This is a genomic window from Streptomyces sp. NPDC006516 (assembly GCF_040611875.1).
Lineage (GTDB): Bacteria > Actinomycetota > Actinomycetes > Streptomycetales > Streptomycetaceae > Streptomyces.
In genome coordinates this window covers 86,279-103,571 of sequence record NZ_JBEXPD010000014.1, presented here as the reverse complement: position 1 = coordinate 103,571, position 17,293 = coordinate 86,279, and the positions used below count along the sequence as shown (strand labels likewise).

Genomic DNA, 17,293 nt, shown 5'->3' with positions numbered 1-17,293 from the left:
GCTGGTCCGCCGGCCTGTTCGACCGCGACCCGACGCAGGCACGCGGCCGACCTGCTGCGGACCGGCAGCGCCCTGTTCGGTGAGCCCGCCTCAGCTGGTGAAGAACTCCGTGATCTGCTGGGCCACCTGGTCCGGGTGCCTCCTGTGCACCTGGTGGCCGCCGCCCAGGGTGATCAGCCGGCAGTCCGGGACGAGGGACGCCATGTCCGGCAGCCGGTGCTGGGGCATGTCGCTCTCCGGCCCTCCGGCGATCATCAGGGTCGGGGCCACGATCTGGCCCAGCTCCTCCTCCCACCGCGGCTCGGGCGCGCCGATCTGGGCGCGGACGGCCGGCACGGCGTTCTCGTCGTAGTCCACCGGACCCGTGAGCCCGGCCTCGGCGACCAGCTGGCCGGGGAACGGCGGCGGGGTCTCGACCAGCACCAGGCGCTCCACCCGGTCCGCGTGCTCCTCGGCGAGGAGGTAGGCGACCACTCCGCCCATCGCATGGCCGACGAGCCCGACCCGGTCGAGCTCACAGGCGTCGAGGAACTCCAGGACGTCGTCCCGCATCTGCTCAAGGCCGTACTCGTCCGGCCAGTCGCTCTCGCCGTGCCCGCGCAGATCGATGGCGTACACCCGCCACTCCTCGCCGAGCAGGGCCCCGACGGCCTCCCAGCTCGCGGACGAGCCGCCGAGACCGTGCAGGAGGACGACGGGTGAGCCGAACGGGTCGCCCCAGGTCCGATACGCCAGCCGCACATCGCCGACGTCCACAACAGACTGATCTTCCATGTCGCGAACGCTACAGGCGCCACGCCCCGGTCGGCGCCGCCCCCCGGCCTGGCACGCTTGGCGCGTGAAGCACAGACGTATCGCCCTCGCCGCCTTCGCGGCCCTCCTGCTGGCCGGCTGCTCCGGAGGTGGTTCCGCCGGCCCCGAGAAGGGGCTCGACGACCCCGCGAAGAAGGACATCGCCATGCGGCTGGTGTCCAGCGCGGAGAACTCCACGCTGGACTGGAAGGGCCAGTACGGCTACATCGAGGACATCGGCGACGGCCGCGGCTACACCGCCGGGATCATCGGATTCTGCTCCGGCACCGGGGACATGCTGAAGGTCGTGGAGCGTTACGCGGCGAAGCGCCCGGGGAACGCGCTGGAAGCATTCCTTCCGGCGCTCCGCGCGGTACGGGGCAGCGACTCCCACGCAGGGCTCGGCGCCGCCTTCACCGAGGCGTGGGAGGAGGCGGCGGCGGACACCAAGTTCCGGGCGGCGCAGGACGCCGAGCGCGACGAGGCCTACTTCGACCCGGCCGTCGGGCGGGCCCGGGCCGACGGGCTCAGCGCGCTGGGGCAGTTCATCTACTACGACGCCTACGTGATGCACGGGTACGGCGACACACCGGGCACGGTCGGCTTCCGGACGATCCGCGCCCAGGCGGTCGCCACGGCGGACACGCCGTCCGAGGGAGGTGACGAGGAGGCCTACCTCAACGCCTTCCTCGACGCCCGGGTGGCCGCGATCCGCAAGGAGCCCTCCCACAGCGACACCAGCAGGGTGGAGACGGAACAGCGGGTCTTCGTGGACCAGGGCAGGTTGCAGCTGGAGACTCCGCTGGTCTGGGAGGTGTACGGCGAGAGCTTCCGCATCGACGAGGGCTGAGAGCCTGCCGCCATCCGGGCGCACGAGGGGTTACCGCACCGTCCCAGGCCTGATAGGAAAGCTTCCTAACAGAACATCGGACGACGAACTCCCTTGGGAGGACCGGTGCATCACCCCCACACCAGCACCTCACGTCGCACCACCCGACTCACCCGCACCACCGGATTCGCCGTGCTGGCCCTCGGGCTGACTTTCACGATGATTCCGGCCACCGCCCACGCCGGCGCCCCCACGCCGCCGGCCGCACACCTGGAGGCAGCCGCGACCGGTCTCGACGACCCCGCGAAGAAGGACATCGCGATGCAGTTGGTCTCCAGCGCGGAGAACTCCACGCTGGACTGGAAGGGCCAGTACGGCTACATCGAGGACATCGGCGACGGCCGCGGCTACACCGCCGGGATCATCGGATTCTGCTCCGGCACCAGCGACATGCTCGCCCTCGTGGAGTTGTACACCCGCCGCGTGCCGGGCAATGTCCTGGCGGCGTACCTGCCGGCTCTGAGGTCGGTGGACGGGTCCGACTCGCACGACGGGCTCGACCCCGGCTACCCCGGGCACTGGGCGGAGGCCGCCTCGGACCCCGCCTTCCAGCAGGCCCAGAACGACGAGCGCGACCGGGTGTACTTCGACCCGGCTGTGCGCCAGGGCAAGGCCGACGGCCTCGGCACGCTCGGTCAGTTCGCGTACTACGACGCCATCGTCATGCACGGGGGCGGCACCGACAGTGCGAGCTTCGGCGCGATCCGGCAGAGGGCCCTGGCGCAGGCGGCGCCCCCGTCCCAGGGCGGTGACGAGGTGACCTACCTCGGCGCGTTCCTGGACGCGCGGGTCGGGGCGATGAAGCAGGAGGAAGCCCACTCCGACACCAGCCGGGTGGACACGGCCCAGCGGGTCTTCCTGCGCGACGGCAATCTGGATCTGGACCCGCCGCTCGACTGGCAGGTCTACGGCGACAGCTTCCACATCGGCTGACGCCGCCCGCGCCGCGGGTACGCGTACGGGATCCCCCTGGGGTCCGTACGCGCACCCGCGAGGCCGGTCAGTGGGCGACGGGCAGCGCCATCGGATCCTTCGGCTGCTCGCTCTCCACGGCCTCCGCCTCCGGGTCCTGGCCGGACGGCCGCCCCCAGTGGTTGAAGGCGAGGTTCAGCACGATCGCCACCACACAGCCGGTGGAGATGCCCGAGTCCAGGACGACGAGCAGATCCTCGGGGAAGGCGTGGTAGAAGTCCGGCGCGGCGATCGGGACGAGACCGACACCGAGGGCCGCGGCGACGATCAGGGCGTTCTCGCCCTTCTCCAGGGCGGCGGTGGCGAGCGTCTGGATGCCGCTCGCGGCGACCGAACCGAAGAGCACGATCCCTGCGCCGCCGAGGACCGGAAGCGGTACGAGCGCGATGACGGAGGCGGCCACCGGCACCAGGCCGAGCAGGACGAGGATGACACCGCCCGCGGCGACGACGAAGCGGCTGCGGACCTTGGTCATGGCGACCAGTCCGATGTTCTGGGCGAACGCGCTGCACATGAAGCCGTTGAACAGCGGGCTGACGGCGCTGCCCAGGGTGTCGGCGCGCAGACCGCCCTCGATGGTCCGCTCGTCGGCCGGACGGCCGACGATCTTGCCTAGGGCCAGCATGTCGGCGGTGGACTCCGTCATGCAGACCAGCATCACGATGCACATCGAGATGATCGCGGCGATCTCGAACTGCGGTGCGCCGAAGTGGAAGGGCGTCGGGAAGCCGACCAGGTCGGCGTCGCCGAGTGCGCCGAAGTCGGTGATGCCGGCGGGTATCGCGATGAGCGTGCCGACCACCAGACCGAGCAGGATGGCGATCTGCTGGAGGAAGCCCCGCAGCAGTTTGCGCAGGGCGAGCACGATCACGAGGGTGACGGCGGCCATCGTGATGTTCGTCGTCGAACCGTAGTCGTCGGCGGTGGCGTTGCCGCCCTGGGACCAGTTGAAAGCGACCGGCAGGAGCGAGACGCCGATCAGGGTGATGACGGTGCCGGTGACGACGGGTGGGAAGAACCGGACCAGTTTGCAGAAGTACGGGGCGAGGACGAAGCCGAGGAGACCGGCGACGATGATCGCGCCGAAGATGACGGCGATGCCGTCGTGGCCGCGGTCCTTGCCTATCGCGATCATCGGGGTGACCCCGGCGAAGGACACCCCGTTGACGAACGGCAGCCGGGCGCCTATTCGCCAGAATCCGAGGGTCTGGAGCAGGGTGGCTATCCCGGCGGTGAAGAGACTCGCTCCCATGAGGAAGGCGGTGTCCTTGGCGCTGAGCCCCACGGCGGGCCCGACGATCATGGGCGGGGCCACCACACCCGCGTACATCGCGGCGACGTGCTGCAAGCCGCTGGTGAACATCCTGAAGGGCGGAAGTGTCTCGTCGACCGGGTGTTTGGGGACCGGTTCTCCCGCTGTGCTTCCTTCTACCGCGTTTGCGTCGACTGCGTTCTTGCGAAACCTGGGCGTAGCTGCCACGGCTTCCTCCGGTCGGGTACACGTCGGGCGACGTGGGTGTCAGGGAGGTGGTGCTGAGTGGTGCGTTGGTGCAGGTCGTGCAGCTGGTGCGGGCAGCTTGGAGCTCACCTGTGGCAGGTGCGCGTACGGAGACGTACGCGCACCTGCCACAGGCTGCCGTGAACCCGTCGGGTCCATGGCGGCCGGCCGAGGGCCGTCCCCCTCGGCCGGCCTGTCAGGGGATACGGAGCGTCAGGCTCCGGCGGCGATCTGCGCCAGTCGCCTCGCCTCGTCGCGGGTCGCGCGAGCGATGGCGTCCTCGTCCACCGTGGTGAGGTGGTTGTCCTCGACGACGGCTCTTCCGTTGACGAGCGAGAGGGTGACGGGGGCCGCGGCGCCGAACACCAGGGCGGTCACCGGGTCGGCGATGGAGGCGTGAGCGAGGGTGTCCAGCTTCCACAGCACCAGGTCGGCGAGCTTGCCCGGCTCCAGGGAACCGATCTCGTCGGCCCGGCCGAGGACCCTGGCACCGCCATGGGTGCCCAGGCGCAGCGCCTGACGGGCGTTCAGGGCCTTCTCGCGGTGGGCGCCGAGACGGTTGACGAGCAGGGCGTTGCGCAGTTCGGTGTGGAGTTCGCCGGACTCGTTGGACGCGGTGCCGTCGACGCCGAGCCCTACCGGGATCCCCGCGGCGAGCATGTCGGGGACACGGGCGATGCCGGCGGCGAGGCGGGCGTTGGAGGAGGGGCAGTGCGCGACGCCGGTGCCGCTGCGGGCGAACGCGGCGATGTCGGAGTCGTTCATGTGGACGCAGTGCGCCATCCACACGTCGTCGCCGAGCCAGCCGGTCGACTCGAAGTAGTCGGTCGGTCCCATCCCGAACAGTTCCTTGCAGAACTGTTCCTCCTCGACGGTCTCCGAACCGTGGGTGTGCAGCCGTACGCCGCGGCGCCGGGCCAACTCGGCGCCCTGCCGCAGGAGTTCGGTGGAGACGGAGAAGGGTGAGCAGGGGGCGACCGCGATCTGGGTCATCGCGCCGAACGCGGTGTCGTGGTGTGCGTCGATGGTCGCCTCGGTCGCTGCGAGCGCACCGTCGAGGGTCTCCACGGCGAAGTCCGGCGGCAGTCCCCCGTCCTTCTCGCTGCGGTCCATGGACCCGCGGGCGAGGGTGAAGCGTACGCCCATGTCCCGGGCGGCGCCGATGATCGCGCCGGACAGGTCGCCGGTACCCCGGGGGTAGACGTAGTGGTGGTCCATGGCAGTGGTGACCCCGCCGCGGGCCATCATCGCGAGGGAGCCCTGCGCTGCCGCGCGGACCATCGGCTCGTCGATGCGCGCCCAGGTCGGATACAGCGCGACCAGCCAGTCGAAGAGGTTGTGGTCCGTCGCGAGGCCCCGGGTGATCCACTGGTAGAAGTGGTGGTGGGTGTTGACGAGTCCGGGTGTGGCGAGGTGCCCGGTGCCGTCGACCCGCCGTACGACCCCGCTGAGGCCCTCGGGCGCCCGGCCCGCGCCGACGGACTCGATGCGGTTGTCCGCCACGACGACGTGACCCGAGGCGTACTCGGTGTCGTCGGCGTCGACGGTGGCGATCGAGCAGTTCTCGATGACGATGCGCTGCGTGGTGTTCCTTGGATCCGCCGAAGCTGCCATGGCGCTTCCCTCTTCTGTCTCTGGCGATGTGGGCACGGCAGGACCCTAGGAGGATTTGAGTGCCACAGCGTTACGGCTGTGGGTGCCGAGATGGTGGAAGAACAGGTTGAGCAGGACCGCGACGAGCGCTCCCGCACTGATCCCGGAACCGAGCACGGTCTGCGCCCAGGACGGGAATCCGGCGTAGAAGCCGGGGGCCGCGAGGGGGATGATGCCCGCGCCCAGCGCGACCGCGACGAGGATGATGTTGGAGCTGTCGTCGAGCCCGGCTTCGGCCAGGGTCCGGATGCCGCTCACGGCGATCGAGCCGAACAGGACGATGCCGGCACCGCCGAGCACGGGCATGGGGACCAGCGAGACGACCGCCCCGAGTACGGGGAAGGCGCCCAGGATCAGCAGGGCGCCGCCGGCCGCCGCGACCACGTAGCGGCTGCGCACCTTCGTCAGTGACACCACGCCTACGTTCTGGGCGAAGGCACTGGTCGGGAAGCCGCCGAAGACGGGGCCGAGGAGCGTCGCGATGCCGTCGGTGCGCAGGCCACGGGTGATGGTGGTGCCGTCCGTGTCCCTCTCGCAGATCTCGCCGAGGGCGAGCATGCCGGCGGAGGACTCCGTCATCAGCACCAGCATCACGATGCACAGGGAGAGGATCGCGGCGGGCTGGAATTCGGGCGCGCCGAAGGCGAAGGGCGTGGGCAGGGCGGCGACGGGCGCGGAGCCGAGCGCGGAGAAGTCGGCGAGTCCGAAGGGTATGGCGGCCAGTGTGCCGGCGAACATGCCCGCGAGCAGGGCGATCTGCTTGACGAAGCCACGGCCGAAGCGCTGGATGAGCAGGATGACGACCAGCGTGAAGGCGGCCAGCGCGAGGTACTTCATGGCGCCGAAGTCTCCGGCGGTCGCGTCGCCGCCCTGGGCCCAGCCGACCGGTACCGGCATCAGGGTGACACCGATGAGGGTGATGACCACGCCGGTGACGAGCGGCGGGAAGAAGCGCAGCAGCCGCCCGAAGAACGGGCCGACGGCCAGGCAGAAGACTCCTGCGACGATCACCGCCCCGTAGATGGCGGGTAGTTGGCGGCCGGGCGCACTGGTCTCGGCGATGGCGAGCATCGGTGCGATCCCGGCGGACGACGCGGCGTTGACGAAGGGCAGGCGGTTGCCCGCGAAGCGTCCGGCGCCGAGGGTCTGGAGGAGGGTGGCGAGGCCCGCGATCAGGAGGCCGGCGGCGATCAGCCGGGTCATTCCGGCAGCGTCGAGACCGACGGCCTGCCCGATGATGAGCGGAGGGGTGACGACGCCCGCGTACATGGCGGCGATGTGCTGGAGTGCGGCAGGGACGAGCCGCGAGGGCGGAATCTTTTCGTCCACCGGGTGAACTGCCGTGTCGGCAGCGGCCGGTGGGGCGGTACATGGGCCTTTCGCCGGCCCCGTTGCAGGCTGTGCCATGGTATTTCCTCCGGGATGACCGGCCCCCGCTCCGCTGGGGGGGCGGGGGCCGGTTCAGCACCGCGTCAGAGGTTGGTCAGGTCGACCGGGATCTTCGGCTCGACGCCGTCCCGCAGCACGGTCGCCTCGATGAGGCCGTACGGGCGGTCGGCCGCGAAGTAGACCTCGTTGTCGTTCTTGAGGCCGAAGGGCTCCAGATCCACCAGGAAGTGGTGGTTGTTCGGCAGCGAGAAGCGGATCTCGTCGATCTCACTGCGGTTGTTGATGATCCGCGAGCCCATCTGGTACAGGGTCTGCTGGAGCGAGAGGGAGTACGTCTCGGCGAAGGCCTGGAGCATGTGCTTGCGCGTCTGCTCGTAGGACTTCTCCCAGTTGGGCATGCGCTGCTCGTCGTCGGTCCAGTTGTAGCGCCACCGGGCGGAGACGTCGGTCGCGAGGATGCGGTCGTACGCCTCCTTCAGCGTCGTGTACTTGTCCTTGACGTAGCCCCAGAACTCCGAGTTGGTGGAGTTCATGACGGTGAGGTCCTTGAGGCCGGAGATGACCTCCCACTTCGCACCGTCGTAGGTGATCTGGGTGACGCGCGTCTCCTGGCCCTTGCGGACGAAGGAGTGCTTGACCTCGTCGGCTCCGATGAACTTCGAGTTGCCGTCGGAGGTCGCGATGCGCTCCCAGGTGTACTCCTCGATCCTGATCCGGGCCACCTTGATCGGCTCCTGCGAGCTCACGAAGTGCCGGGCGAGGTGGATGCCGAACTGCTCGGCGGATTCGATGCCGTGTTCCTTGGCGAAGGCGAACACCGTGTTCTTGGTGGTGTCGGTCGGAAGGACGTTGGCGTTGGAGCCCGAGTAGTGGACGTCGTCCATGTCGCCGGAGAGGGCGACCGAGACGTTGAGGTCCTTGATGTGGTGGGTGTCGCCGTCCCGCGTGATCCTGACGACGCGGTTCTCTGCTTTGCCGTACTGGTTCTGGCCGAGAATCGTGGGCATGTTGTCTGCTAGCTCCCTCGGTAAACGGAGTAGCCGAACGGGTTGAGCAGCAGCGGTACGTGATAGTGCTCCCCCGGGGTGACGGCGAACGCGATCGCCACCTCCGGGAAGAACGCGCCGCTGTCCCTTACGCGGGGGGCGTCCTGCTGCGCCTCGGCTTGCTTCTGGCTGGTGAAGTACGACTCGGTGTCGAAGACGAGCCGTACGTGGGTGGTGCCTTCCGGCAGTGCCGGCAGGTCCTTGCAGCGCCCGTCCGCGTCGGTCGCGGAACCGCCGAGCGTCACGTAGCCGGCGTCCGGGCCGCCGCGTGCGGCGAGCGAGACGCTGACGGCTGCGGCGGGGCGGCCGATGCTGGTGTCCAGGATGTGGGTGGACACCGATGCGGTGGTTTCGGTGCTCAAGACCGTCACGCTCCTTGTTCTGGGTCCTGTACGAGGCGGGTCAGCCGGATGCGGTTGATCTTGCCCAGTTCGGTGCGCACGATCTCGCGCTCCTGCTCGGGCGAGTTCCCGATCCGGGACTTCACCGCGTCGCGCATCTGCTCACCGGTGGCTCCGGTGGCGCAGATCAGGAAGACGTGTCCGAACCGCTCCTGGTAGGCCAGGTTGAGTTCGAGCATCTCGGTCCTGAGTTCCTCGGACGCCCCGGCCATCCCCCGCTGCTCACGGGCGGAGGCCGGATCTCCGGGCTTCGGGCGGCCGATCGGCGGGTGGCCGGCCATCGCTTCGGCCAGATCCTCCGCGGAGAGTCCCGCCATGGCGGCGTCACTCGCGGAGAACAGGGCTTCCGTGTCGGCGTACGGCCGGTGGGCGAGAACGAAGCTTCCCCACGCCGCACTGGCACACACCTCGTGCAGCACGGCTGTGGCCTCGCCGGCCGCCAGGGTGTTGAACCGGGCGAGGCCCGGTGTGGAGCTCGAAGTCACGGGAGCCTCCGTGGCTGTTTTTCGCTGTGCGTTGTCGGGCTGCGGATAGCTAACGCCCTTCACAACACCACGTCAACAGTTTGTTGAAATTCCACGAACAGATAATGCCGCCGCCCGAGTTACCGGACGGCGGCATTGACCCGCATTACCCTCGGCTACTCCGCCTTGGAAGGATTGTCCCGGTTCAGATAGTTGTAGACCGTGAAACGGCTGACCCCGAGCGCGCCGGCCACGGTTTCCACTCCGTGTCGCACGGCAAAGGCACCGCGTGCCTCCAGCGACCGCACGACGCCCTGCTTGGTCTTACGGTCCAGGTCGGACAGTGGCATGCCGTGCCGCCGCTCCATCGCGGCCAGGATGTGGTCGAGCGACTCGGAGAGCTGGGGGAGCCGCACGGCTATGATGTCCGCCCCCTCCCAGGCGAGCACGACGTCGTCGGCTGCCGCCTGCGCGGGGCTGAGCATCTCGGCCCCCATCGCGTCGACGAGCGGCTTCACCGCCGCGACCAAGGGGTGATCGGCGGGTTCGGTCACGGGGCGTCATCCCCGATCACGTTGAGCTGGAGGGAGACCCGGGTGGCACCCGAGGCCAGCGCCTTGCGCAGCAGGGAGTCCACCGCGGTCAGCACCTGGTCGGCACCGCCTTCGGCCGTGTTCCCGAAGGGGCCCACGTCGACGGCGTCCAGATCGGCGGCCTGGACGACCTCGCGGGCCACCACCGCGTGGGCGGGCGCCTCGTCGAGATCGAAGGGCTCGGTGGTGAATTCCACCCTCAAGCGCACGGTGTCTCCCTCATGTCCCGCCGCGTCCGTCGGCTCGCGCGGCTCGTCCCGACCCTAAGGCAAACCACCCGCCTCACGGCCCGGCCTGGATGTCGCCCCGGGTCGACGAGGTGATCGGGTCGCCGTGCGCGAAGTCGCCGGGCGGGATCCCCGGGTGGTGGCCGTCCCTGACCGGCCCGCCGCCGGCCGGCCCGGCCTCCGCGGCGGCGGGCCCCAGTGCCAGCCGGGAGACGATCCGGTAGCGGTCACCCCGGTAGAGCGAGTGGACGTACTCCACGGGCACTCCGGCGACGTCCGAGGTCAGGCGCTCGAAGAGCAGGGCCGGGGAGAGCTCCGGGACTTCCAGGAGCTGGGCCTCCGCGCGGGTGACGACGGTGGGCTCGATGGCCTGGACCGCCTCACGTACGTGCACCCCGTGGGTGTGGCGCAGATGCTCGTAGAGATCGCCGCTCTCCAGTTCCTGGGCGGACAGCCCGGGGACCAGCGCGGCCCTGATGTGCAGGTGCTCGATCGCCATCGGGGCGCCGTCGACCAGACGCAGCCGGGCGACGTAGACGATCTTCTCGGCAGGCGACATCCGCAGCTTGCGGCCGACCCGCGCACCGGCCTGGTGGGTGGTGAACTCCAGCAGCCTGCTCGACCACGCCCCGGCGGCCTGCGGCACGCCGAGGGCCAGATCTGCGGATATCAGTTCCTGGGTGATCTTCTCCGGTGCGACGAACATGCCGCGCCCGTGCTCGCGGACCAGCAGTCCGGCCGCGACGAGTTCGTCGACGGCCGCCCGCACGGTGGGCCGGGACACCCCCAGCAGGGCACACAGGGCCCGCTCCGAGGGGATGGCGTCCCCAGGGCTGCGGTCCTCGATGAGTTCGAGGACCGCGTCGCGCGCCCGCTCCCGTTTGAGCACCGTCCCCGGTACGTCGGCTTTCATGCGTGCCCCTTCTGGCGTTCCACCCGCTTTACCAGTTGAGCAACTGAGGGCAACTGGTCAGGGAAAGTGTAGCCATCCACGCCCGGAAGAACAGGCCACCTTCACCGATAGATCGCCAATAACCCTTTCTGCAGGAGGGGTTGACGGCCCCATTGGTCTATGCCACCTTCATCCACCATCAAGAGGTGAGCTGTCCAGTGGACCTCACCGGTCAGGTGGTCAGGTCTCTGCTCCCGTTGAGGTGAACCGTGAAGTACCGCTTGCTTGCCGGTGTGTCCGCGCTCGTGACAGCCGCCGCTCTCAGTGCCTGCAGTTCTGGTGGGGACAACACCGACGAGGCCGGGGGCGTGACCACGGTCGACGTCTGGCTGATGCGCGACAGCGTCTCGGCCGCCTTTCAGGAGGAGTTCACCAAGGGCTTCGAGACGGCCCACCCGGACATCGACGTCCGGATCCAGATCCAGGAGTGGGACGGCATCGGCCAGAAGATCACCGCCGCGCTGGCCAGCAACGACGCCCCGGACGTGATCGAGGCGGGCAATACGCAGGTGGCGCAGTTCGCCGAGAGCGGCGGTCTGACGGACCTCAGCGACAAGAAGGACGAGCTGAACGGCGACGCCTGGCTGAAGGGGCTGGCCGAGCCGGGTTCGTACGACGGGAAGCAGTACGGCATCCCGTACTACGCGGCCAACCGGGTCGTGATCTACCGCAAGGACCTCTTCGAGAAGGCGGGTGTCGACGCCGCCGGGATCACCACCCGGGAGCAGTGGATCGAGGCCACCACGAAGCTGAACAAGGGCGGCACGCAGGGCATCTACCTGCCGGGGCAGCTCTGGTACGCCCTCGCCGGCTTCGTCTGGGACGAGGGAGGGGACCTGGCGACCGAGTCCGGCGGGAAGTGGAAGGGTGCGCTGGACACGCCGGAGGCCCTGCGCGGCATGGACTTCTACGCCAAGCTCCAGGCGCTCGGCAAGGGCCCCAAGGACTCCGACGAGGACGATCCGCCGCAGGCCGAGGTGATGGCCCAGGGCCAGGTCGCCCAGGTGATCTCCACTCCCGGCGGCGCCGGCGTGGTCATCGAGAACAACCCCGGACTCAAGGGCAAGCTGGGGTTCTTCCCGATCCCGGGGAAGACCGCCGGCACCCCGGGCGCCGTGTTCACCGGCGGCTCGGATCTGGTGGTGCCCGCGGCAGCCAGGCATCCGGACGCGGCGGTCACCTTCATCAAGGAGCTGACGGGCGACGCCTGGCAGAAGAAGCTCGCGGTCGCCATGAGCTACGTGCCCAACCGGACCACGCTCGCCTCCGCGGTGGCGGGAGACCCGGGCGCCTCCGCGATGGCCGTGGGTGCGGCGAACGGCCACGCGACGCCGAACACCCCTGGCTGGGCGGCGGTCGAGGCCGAGAACCCGGTCAAGGACTACATGACCGCGGTCCTCACCGGCGGTGACGCGGCGAAGGAAGCGGCCAAGGCCTCCGCGGACATCACCCGCGCCATGAACGCCGGTTCCTGACCGTCCCCACCGATGACCCGTCACCGAGAGGAGGCCCGCCGTGCCGGCTGTCCGTGAACGCACCGCGCCCCACGTCCACCGTCCACCGCAACCACCGCCGGGGCGGCGGCCCGGGGGGCCCGCGCGCGGCTTCTGGCCGTACGCCCTGATCGCACCCGCGATCGCGGGGATGCTCTATCTGCTCGTCTACCCGCTGGTGCGGGCCGTGGTGATCTCCTTGCAGGACTTCCGGCTCCGGCAGCTGATCAGCGGTGACGCCGAGTTCGTGGGGCTGCGCAACTACCGGACCCTGCTGTCCGACCCGCGCTTCTGGGAGGTGACCGGCCGCACCTTCGCCTTCATGGCCGTCAACGTCGTGCTGATCATGAGCATCTCCACGCTGGTCGCGCTGATGACGGAGCGGCTGCGCCGGGCCGGGCGGACAGCCGTACTCTGCTCGCTGGTGCTCGCCTGGGCGATGCCCGTGGTCGCGGCGACGACGGTCTTCCAGTGGCTGTTCCACTCGGAGTTCGGGATCGTCAACCAGTCGTTGACCGCGCTCGGCTTCGGGTCCTTCGACCGCTACCCGTGGTTCGCGAACGGCACGGCGGCCTTCGCCATCCTGGTCCTGCTGATCGTCTGGCAGTCCGTCCCCTTCGCCGCGATCACCCTCTACTCCGCCCTGACCACCGTGCCCGCCGAGCTGTACGAGTCCGCGCGGATGGACGGCGCCTCCGCCTCCCGAGTCTTCCGCTCGATCACCTTCCCGATGCTGCGGCCGATCTTCATGCTCGTGCTGTCGCTGGAGGTGATCTGGACCTTCAAGGCGTTCGTCCAGATCTGGGTGATGACCCGGGGCGGTCCGGGGGACGCCACCACGATCCTGCCCGTCTACGCGGTACAGACAGCGCTCTCCAGCCAGCGCTACGACCTGGGTTCCGCCGCGTCGATGGTGACCGTGGTCCTGATGTCCGGGGTGCTGGTGCTCTACTTCCGCCAGATGTTCCGCCAGGAGGACGACCCGCGATGACCCTGCTCCGTCCCCGCCTCCGGCGGATCCCGCTGAACGCCGCCGCCGTCGTGACCGTCGCGGTGTGCCCGTTCCCGGTGTACTGGATGATCTCCACGGCGTTCAAGCCGTCGCGGGACATCCGGTCCGCCGAGCCCCGGCTCGTGCCCTGCACCTGGACGCTGGAGCACTTCCGCCGGGCGGTTCAGGCGGACGGCTTCGAACTGTTCTGGCGCAACAGCGTCCTGGTGACGCTGGGAGCCGTACTGCTGTCTCTCCTGGTGGCGCTCGGAGCCTCGTTCGCGGTCGCCCGCCTGCGCTGGAAGGGGCGGAGGCAGTTCATGCTGCTGGTCTTCGTCGCCCAGATGGCGCCCTGGGAATCGCTGATCATCCCGATCTACATCATCTCCCGGGACACGGACATGCTGGACCGGCTGCCCACCCTGACCCTGGTCTACTTCATGATCACGCTGCCGTTCACGATCGTGGTGCTGCGGGGCTTCATCGCGACGATCCCGCCCGAACTGGAGGAAGCCGCCCAGGTCGACGGATGCACCAGGACCGGGGCGTTCGTCCGGGTGGCGCTGCCCCTGCTCGCCCCCGGCCTGATGGCGACCTCCCTGTTCGGCTTCATCACCGCGTGGAACGAGTTCGCCTACGCCAACTTCCTGATCATCAAGCAGCAGGACAACCGCACCCTGCCGGTCTGGCTCTCCTCCTTCCAGAACACCTTCGGCACCGACTGGGGCGCCACCATGGCCGCCTCGACGCTCTTCGCCCTGCCCGCGCTGGCGATCTTCCTGCTGCTCCAGCGCCATGTGACCTCCGGCTTCGCGGCCGGCGCCGTAAAGGGCTGAGCCCTTCCGGGGCGCCCGCCCCACCGTCCCGCCGAACCCCCGAGTCCGACCCCGGAGGCCCCCGTGCCCGCATCACGCCCCGAGCTCTCCCTCGTCCCCCTCCCCCGCAAGGTCTCCCCACGCCCGGGCTGCTTCGTGCTGGACCAGGACACCTCCGTGCGCGCCCTGCCGGGGGCGGAGGATGCGGCCGGACTGCTGCGTACGCTCCTCGGGCCGACGACCGGGCTGCCGCTGCCGCCCTCCGCCGAAGGCCGTGTCGTCCTGGCGCTCGACCCGCAGCTCGGCGGGCTCGGCGACGAGGGGTACGGCCTCACCGTCGGCCCGCAGGCCCTGCTGCTGCGCGCCGCCCGGCCGGACGGGCTGCTGCGGGGTGTCCAGACCGTCCGGCAGCTGCTGCCGGCCGAGGCGCTGGCGGGCGGGGTGCGCGGCATGCCCTGGGAGCTGCCCTGTGTCGAGATCAGCGACGTGCCGAGCTATCCCTGGCGCGGCGCGATGCTCGACGTCGCCCGGCACTTCCAGCCCGTCTCCTACCTGCGCCGGTACGTGGACCTCATGGCGCTGCACAAGCTCAACGTCCTCCATCTGCACCTCACCGACGACCAGGGCTGGCGCATGCCGGTCGACGCCTACCCCCGGCTGACCTCGGTCGGCGGGCACCGGGCGCAGTCCCTGACCGACGGGATCGCGCACGCCGGGTCGTACACCAAGGCCGAGCTGCGCGGCCTGGTCCGCCACGCGGCGGAGCGCGGGGTCAGCGTCGTGCCCGAGATCGAGATGCCCGGACACGTACGCGCGGCGCTCGCCGCCTACCCCCACCTGGGCAACCACCCGGAAAGACAGCTCGACGTGTGGACCCGCTGGGGTGTCTGCGACACCGTGCTCGGCGTCCACGAGGAGGTGTTCGACTTCTGCCGGGCCGTGCTGGAGGAGGTCATGGACGTCTTCCCCTCGCCGTACGTCCACATCGGCGGCGACGAGTGCCCCACCGGTGAGTGGGAGAGCAGCCCTGCGGCCAGGGAGCGTGCGGCGGCCGAGGGCCTCGCCGGGCCCGGGGAGCTGCACGGCTGGTTCATGCACCGGATCGGCTCGTTCCTCGTGGAGCACGGACGCCGGCCCACCGGCTGGGCGGAGAGCGGGGCCGAACTGCCGCCCGAATTCACGGTGATGACCTGGCGTGACCCCTCGCACGCCCGCACGGCCGCGCGGCGCGGCCACCAGGTGGTGACCGCCCACCACCGTGCCACCTACCTCGACTACGCCCAGTCCACGGACCCCGGGGAACCCTCGGCGCAGCCGGGCGCCCTCGTCCCCCTCCACGCGGTGCACGCCAACCAGCCGGTGCCGGAGGGCTGGGAGCCGGAGGAGGCCGCCCGCGTGCTGGGCACACAGGCGCAGTTGTGGACCGAGTACGTGACGACGCCGGACCGCATCGAATACCTCACCTACCCCCGGCTCTGCGCCCTGGCGGACCGTGCCTGGTCCGGCGGGCACGCCGACTGGGCCGGTTTCGTCGAGCGCCTGCGCCGTCACACCACCCGGCTGGACGCCCTCGGCGTCCCCTACCGGCCCCTGACCTCGCGGTCCTTGGCGACCGCGTCCGCAGGTACAGCGCACCCCCCTCGGTAGCTCATCCCCCACCGTTCCGGAGAGGAACATCGTCATGAGGACATTCCGCAGGAGCCGTATCCGCGCGGCGTCGGCCGCCGCCGTCACCCTGGCCCTGGGCTGTACGGCCCTGGCCGCCCTGCCCGCGACGGCCGGTGCCGCCGCGGCCGGCGGGCTCGCCGTCCAGTACCGCACGAGCGCGTCCGGGGCCTCGGCCGACCAGGCCGAGCCGTGGCTGAAGATACGCAACACGGGCAGTACGAGCGTGCCGCTCCCGGACGTCAAGGTGCGGTACTACTTCAAGGCCGACTCGCCGTCGGCGGCCTACCGTTTCGCCTGCTCCTGGGCGGTGAAGGGCTGCGCGAACATCACCGGGACGTTCAAGAACCTGACGAACCCGACCGCCACCGCCGACCGTTACCTGGAGATCGCCTTCACGTCGGGCGCGGGGTCCCTCGCCCCGGGCGCCGACACCGGGGACATGCAGCTGCGCTTCCACCGCGCCGACTGGCAGCCGCTGAGGCAGTCCGACGACTACTCCTTCGGCGCCGAACGCACCACCTACGCCGACTGGTCGCGCATCACCGCGCAGGTGGGCGGCGTCGCGGCCTGGGGTGAGGCCCCCGGCGGCGAGGGCCCGACCGATCCGACCGATCCCCCCACCGACCCGCCGGCCGACGGGCCCACGCTGTTCGACGACTTCGACTACTCCGGTCACGCGGATCCGAGGATCTCGGCGAACGGCTGGAGCGTCCGCTCGAACTCCGGCGGCCCCGGGGTGCCGGGGGCCGTCTGGGCCCCGGAGAACGTCACCTTCAGCAGCCAGAACGGCAACTCGGTGATGAACCTGGAGACCTCGACCGCCGGCACGGGGGCCTCGACCGTGCAGACGGAGATCCTCACGAAGTCCATGAAGTTCCGCAACGGCACCTACGCGGCCCGGGTGAAGTTCAGCGACGCCCCGAGGTCGGGTCCGGACGGCGACCACCTCGTCCAGACCTTCTTCACCATCAACGACCTGAAGGCGCCGATGGCCGACGACTACGCGGAGTACGACTTCGAGTACCTGCCCAACGGCGGCTGGGGCGAGCCGGCCAACATCCTGTACACGACGTCCTGGGAGACCTACCGGCCCGACCCGTGGGAGGCCGTCAACCAGCACAGCGAGACACGGCAGAGCTACGCCGGCTGGCACGACCTGGTGGTGACGATCGACGGCAGCGCCATCACGTACTACGTGGACGGACAGCTCTTCGGCACGCACGGGGCGGCGTACCTTCCCGAGCGGCCGATGTCGATCAACTTCAACCAGTGGCTGATCGATCTGGCCGGCCAGAGCAGCACCACGCCGCGCTCGTACGACCAGCAGGTGGACTACGTCCTGCACGTGAAGGACCAGGTCCTCTCCCCCGCCCAGGTGTCGGCTCTGGTGCAGGACTACCGGGCCGCCGGGACGAGGTTCGAGGACACGGTGCCGGCCGTCTGACCAGGC

General features: G+C 70.0%; 17 protein-coding genes. 7 read left to right on the top strand and 10 right to left on the bottom strand.

Annotated elements, in window-relative coordinates:
- Nucleotides 1-90: 90 nt before the first annotated feature.
- On the bottom strand, nt 91-774 hold the full coding sequence (locus ABZY45_RS29450) for an alpha/beta hydrolase (RefSeq protein WP_356744747.1): 684 nt from the start codon (nt 772-774) through the stop codon (nt 91-93).
- A gap of 64 nt (nt 775-838) precedes the next feature.
- Between ABZY45_RS29450 and ABZY45_RS29445 the strand changes: the two genes are divergently transcribed.
- Together ABZY45_RS29445 and ABZY45_RS29440 are read left to right on the top strand one after the other, a co-directional pair.
- Nucleotides 839-1,642, top strand: coding sequence for a chitosanase (locus ABZY45_RS29445; RefSeq protein ID WP_356744745.1), 804 nt, complete (start codon nt 839-841; stop codon nt 1,640-1,642).
- 105 nt (nt 1,643-1,747) lie between these two features.
- Complete coding sequence (locus ABZY45_RS29440) at nt 1,748-2,614, top strand: chitosanase (RefSeq protein ID WP_356744743.1); 867 nt, start codon at nt 1,748-1,750, stop codon at nt 2,612-2,614.
- 67 nt (nt 2,615-2,681) lie between these two features.
- Here the strand turns inward: ABZY45_RS29440 and ABZY45_RS29435 are convergent, their stop codons facing one another.
- The 9 genes from ABZY45_RS29435 to ABZY45_RS29395 all read right to left on the bottom strand — a co-directional run bounded on the left by ABZY45_RS29435 (nt 2,682) and on the right by ABZY45_RS29395 (nt 10,837).
- A complete protein-coding gene (locus tag ABZY45_RS29435) occupies nt 2,682-4,133 on the bottom strand; it encodes a nucleobase:cation symporter-2 family protein (protein ID WP_356744741.1) in 1,452 nt (483 codons plus the stop codon).
- A 231-nt stretch (nt 4,134-4,364) separates the two neighbouring features.
- Complete coding sequence (locus ABZY45_RS29430; protein ID WP_356744739.1) at nt 4,365-5,765, bottom strand: 8-oxoguanine deaminase; 1,401 nt, start codon at nt 5,763-5,765, stop codon at nt 4,365-4,367.
- A gap of 45 nt (nt 5,766-5,810) precedes the next feature.
- On the bottom strand, nt 5,811-7,211 hold the full coding sequence (locus tag ABZY45_RS29425) for a nucleobase:cation symporter-2 family protein (RefSeq protein ID WP_356744737.1): 1,401 nt from the start codon (nt 7,209-7,211) through the stop codon (nt 5,811-5,813).
- A gap of 65 nt (nt 7,212-7,276) precedes the next feature.
- Entirely contained in the window at nt 7,277-8,200 is a 924-nt protein-coding gene (gene pucL / locus ABZY45_RS29420; protein WP_356744735.1) for a factor-independent urate hydroxylase, read from the bottom strand.
- A gap of 8 nt (nt 8,201-8,208) precedes the next feature.
- On the bottom strand, nt 8,209-8,601 hold the full coding sequence (gene uraH / locus ABZY45_RS29415; protein WP_356744733.1) for a hydroxyisourate hydrolase: 393 nt from the start codon (nt 8,599-8,601) through the stop codon (nt 8,209-8,211).
- A gap of 5 nt (nt 8,602-8,606) precedes the next feature.
- Nucleotides 8,607-9,125: a 2-oxo-4-hydroxy-4-carboxy-5-ureidoimidazoline decarboxylase gene (gene uraD, locus ABZY45_RS29410; RefSeq protein WP_356744731.1), complete on the bottom strand. Its 519-nt coding sequence runs from the start codon at nt 9,123-9,125 to the stop codon at nt 8,607-8,609.
- A 155-nt stretch (nt 9,126-9,280) separates the two neighbouring features.
- The gene (locus ABZY45_RS29405; protein WP_356744729.1) at nt 9,281-9,658 is read right to left on the bottom strand and encodes a helix-turn-helix domain-containing protein; all 378 of its coding nucleotides are present in this window, start codon (nt 9,656-9,658) and stop codon (nt 9,281-9,283) included.
- Entirely contained in the window at nt 9,655-9,906 is a 252-nt protein-coding gene (locus tag ABZY45_RS29400) for a hypothetical protein (protein WP_356744727.1), read from the bottom strand. The genes ABZY45_RS29405 and ABZY45_RS29400 overlap by 4 nt, the downstream gene beginning before the upstream one ends.
- Nucleotides 9,907-9,979: 73 nt before the next feature.
- Nucleotides 9,980-10,837, bottom strand: coding sequence for a GntR family transcriptional regulator (locus ABZY45_RS29395; protein ID WP_356744725.1), 858 nt, complete (start codon nt 10,835-10,837; stop codon nt 9,980-9,982).
- 248 nt (nt 10,838-11,085) lie between these two features.
- Between ABZY45_RS29395 and ABZY45_RS29390 the strand changes: the two genes are divergently transcribed.
- The 5 genes from ABZY45_RS29390 to ABZY45_RS29370 all read left to right on the top strand — a co-directional run bounded on the left by ABZY45_RS29390 (nt 11,086) and on the right by ABZY45_RS29370 (nt 17,287).
- Complete coding sequence (locus tag ABZY45_RS29390) at nt 11,086-12,351, top strand: extracellular solute-binding protein (protein ID WP_356744723.1); 1,266 nt, start codon at nt 11,086-11,088, stop codon at nt 12,349-12,351.
- 40 nt (nt 12,352-12,391) lie between these two features.
- Entirely contained in the window at nt 12,392-13,360 is a 969-nt protein-coding gene (locus ABZY45_RS29385; RefSeq protein ID WP_356744721.1) for a sugar ABC transporter permease, read from the top strand.
- Nucleotides 13,357-14,196 (top strand): carbohydrate ABC transporter permease, encoded by an 840-nt coding sequence (locus ABZY45_RS29380; RefSeq protein ID WP_356744719.1) that lies wholly within the window; start codon nt 13,357-13,359, stop codon nt 14,194-14,196. Before ABZY45_RS29385 ends, ABZY45_RS29380 begins: the two co-directional genes overlap by 4 nt.
- A 63-nt stretch (nt 14,197-14,259) precedes the next feature.
- Nucleotides 14,260-15,822, top strand: a complete 1,563-nt coding sequence (locus tag ABZY45_RS29375) for a beta-N-acetylhexosaminidase (protein ID WP_356744717.1) — start codon at nt 14,260-14,262, stop codon at nt 15,820-15,822.
- Nucleotides 15,823-15,856: 34 nt separating this feature from the next.
- Nucleotides 15,857-17,287 carry a cellulose binding domain-containing protein gene (locus tag ABZY45_RS29370; protein ID WP_356744715.1) on the top strand — a complete coding sequence of 477 codons (1,431 nt, stop codon included), beginning with the start codon at nt 15,857-15,859 and terminating at the stop codon, nt 17,285-17,287.
- Nucleotides 17,288-17,293: the final 6 nt, after the last annotated feature.

What these genes read in the sequence shown, in the direction of transcription:
- ABZY45_RS29370 (WP_356744715.1), top strand. Translation starts at nt 15,857, where the DNA reads ATGAGGACATTCCGCAGGAGCCGTATCCGCGCGGCGTCGGCCGCCGCC.
- ABZY45_RS29380 (WP_356744719.1), top strand. Translation starts at nt 13,357, where the DNA reads ATGACCCTGCTCCGTCCCCGCCTCCGGCGGATCCCGCTGAACGCCGCC.
- ABZY45_RS29450 (WP_356744747.1), bottom strand. Translation starts at nt 774, where the DNA reads ATGGAAGATCAGTCTGTTGTGGACGTCGGCGATGTGCGGCTGGCGTAT.
- ABZY45_RS29425 (WP_356744737.1), bottom strand. Translation starts at nt 7,211, where the DNA reads ATGGCACAGCCTGCAACGGGGCCGGCGAAAGGCCCATGTACCGCCCCA.
- ABZY45_RS29395 (WP_356744725.1), bottom strand. Translation starts at nt 10,837, where the DNA reads ATGAAAGCCGACGTACCGGGGACGGTGCTCAAACGGGAGCGGGCGCGC.
- pucL (WP_356744735.1), bottom strand. Translation starts at nt 8,200, where the DNA reads ATGCCCACGATTCTCGGCCAGAACCAGTACGGCAAAGCAGAGAACCGC.
- ABZY45_RS29430 (WP_356744739.1), bottom strand. Translation starts at nt 5,765, where the DNA reads ATGGCAGCTTCGGCGGATCCAAGGAACACCACGCAGCGCATCGTCATC.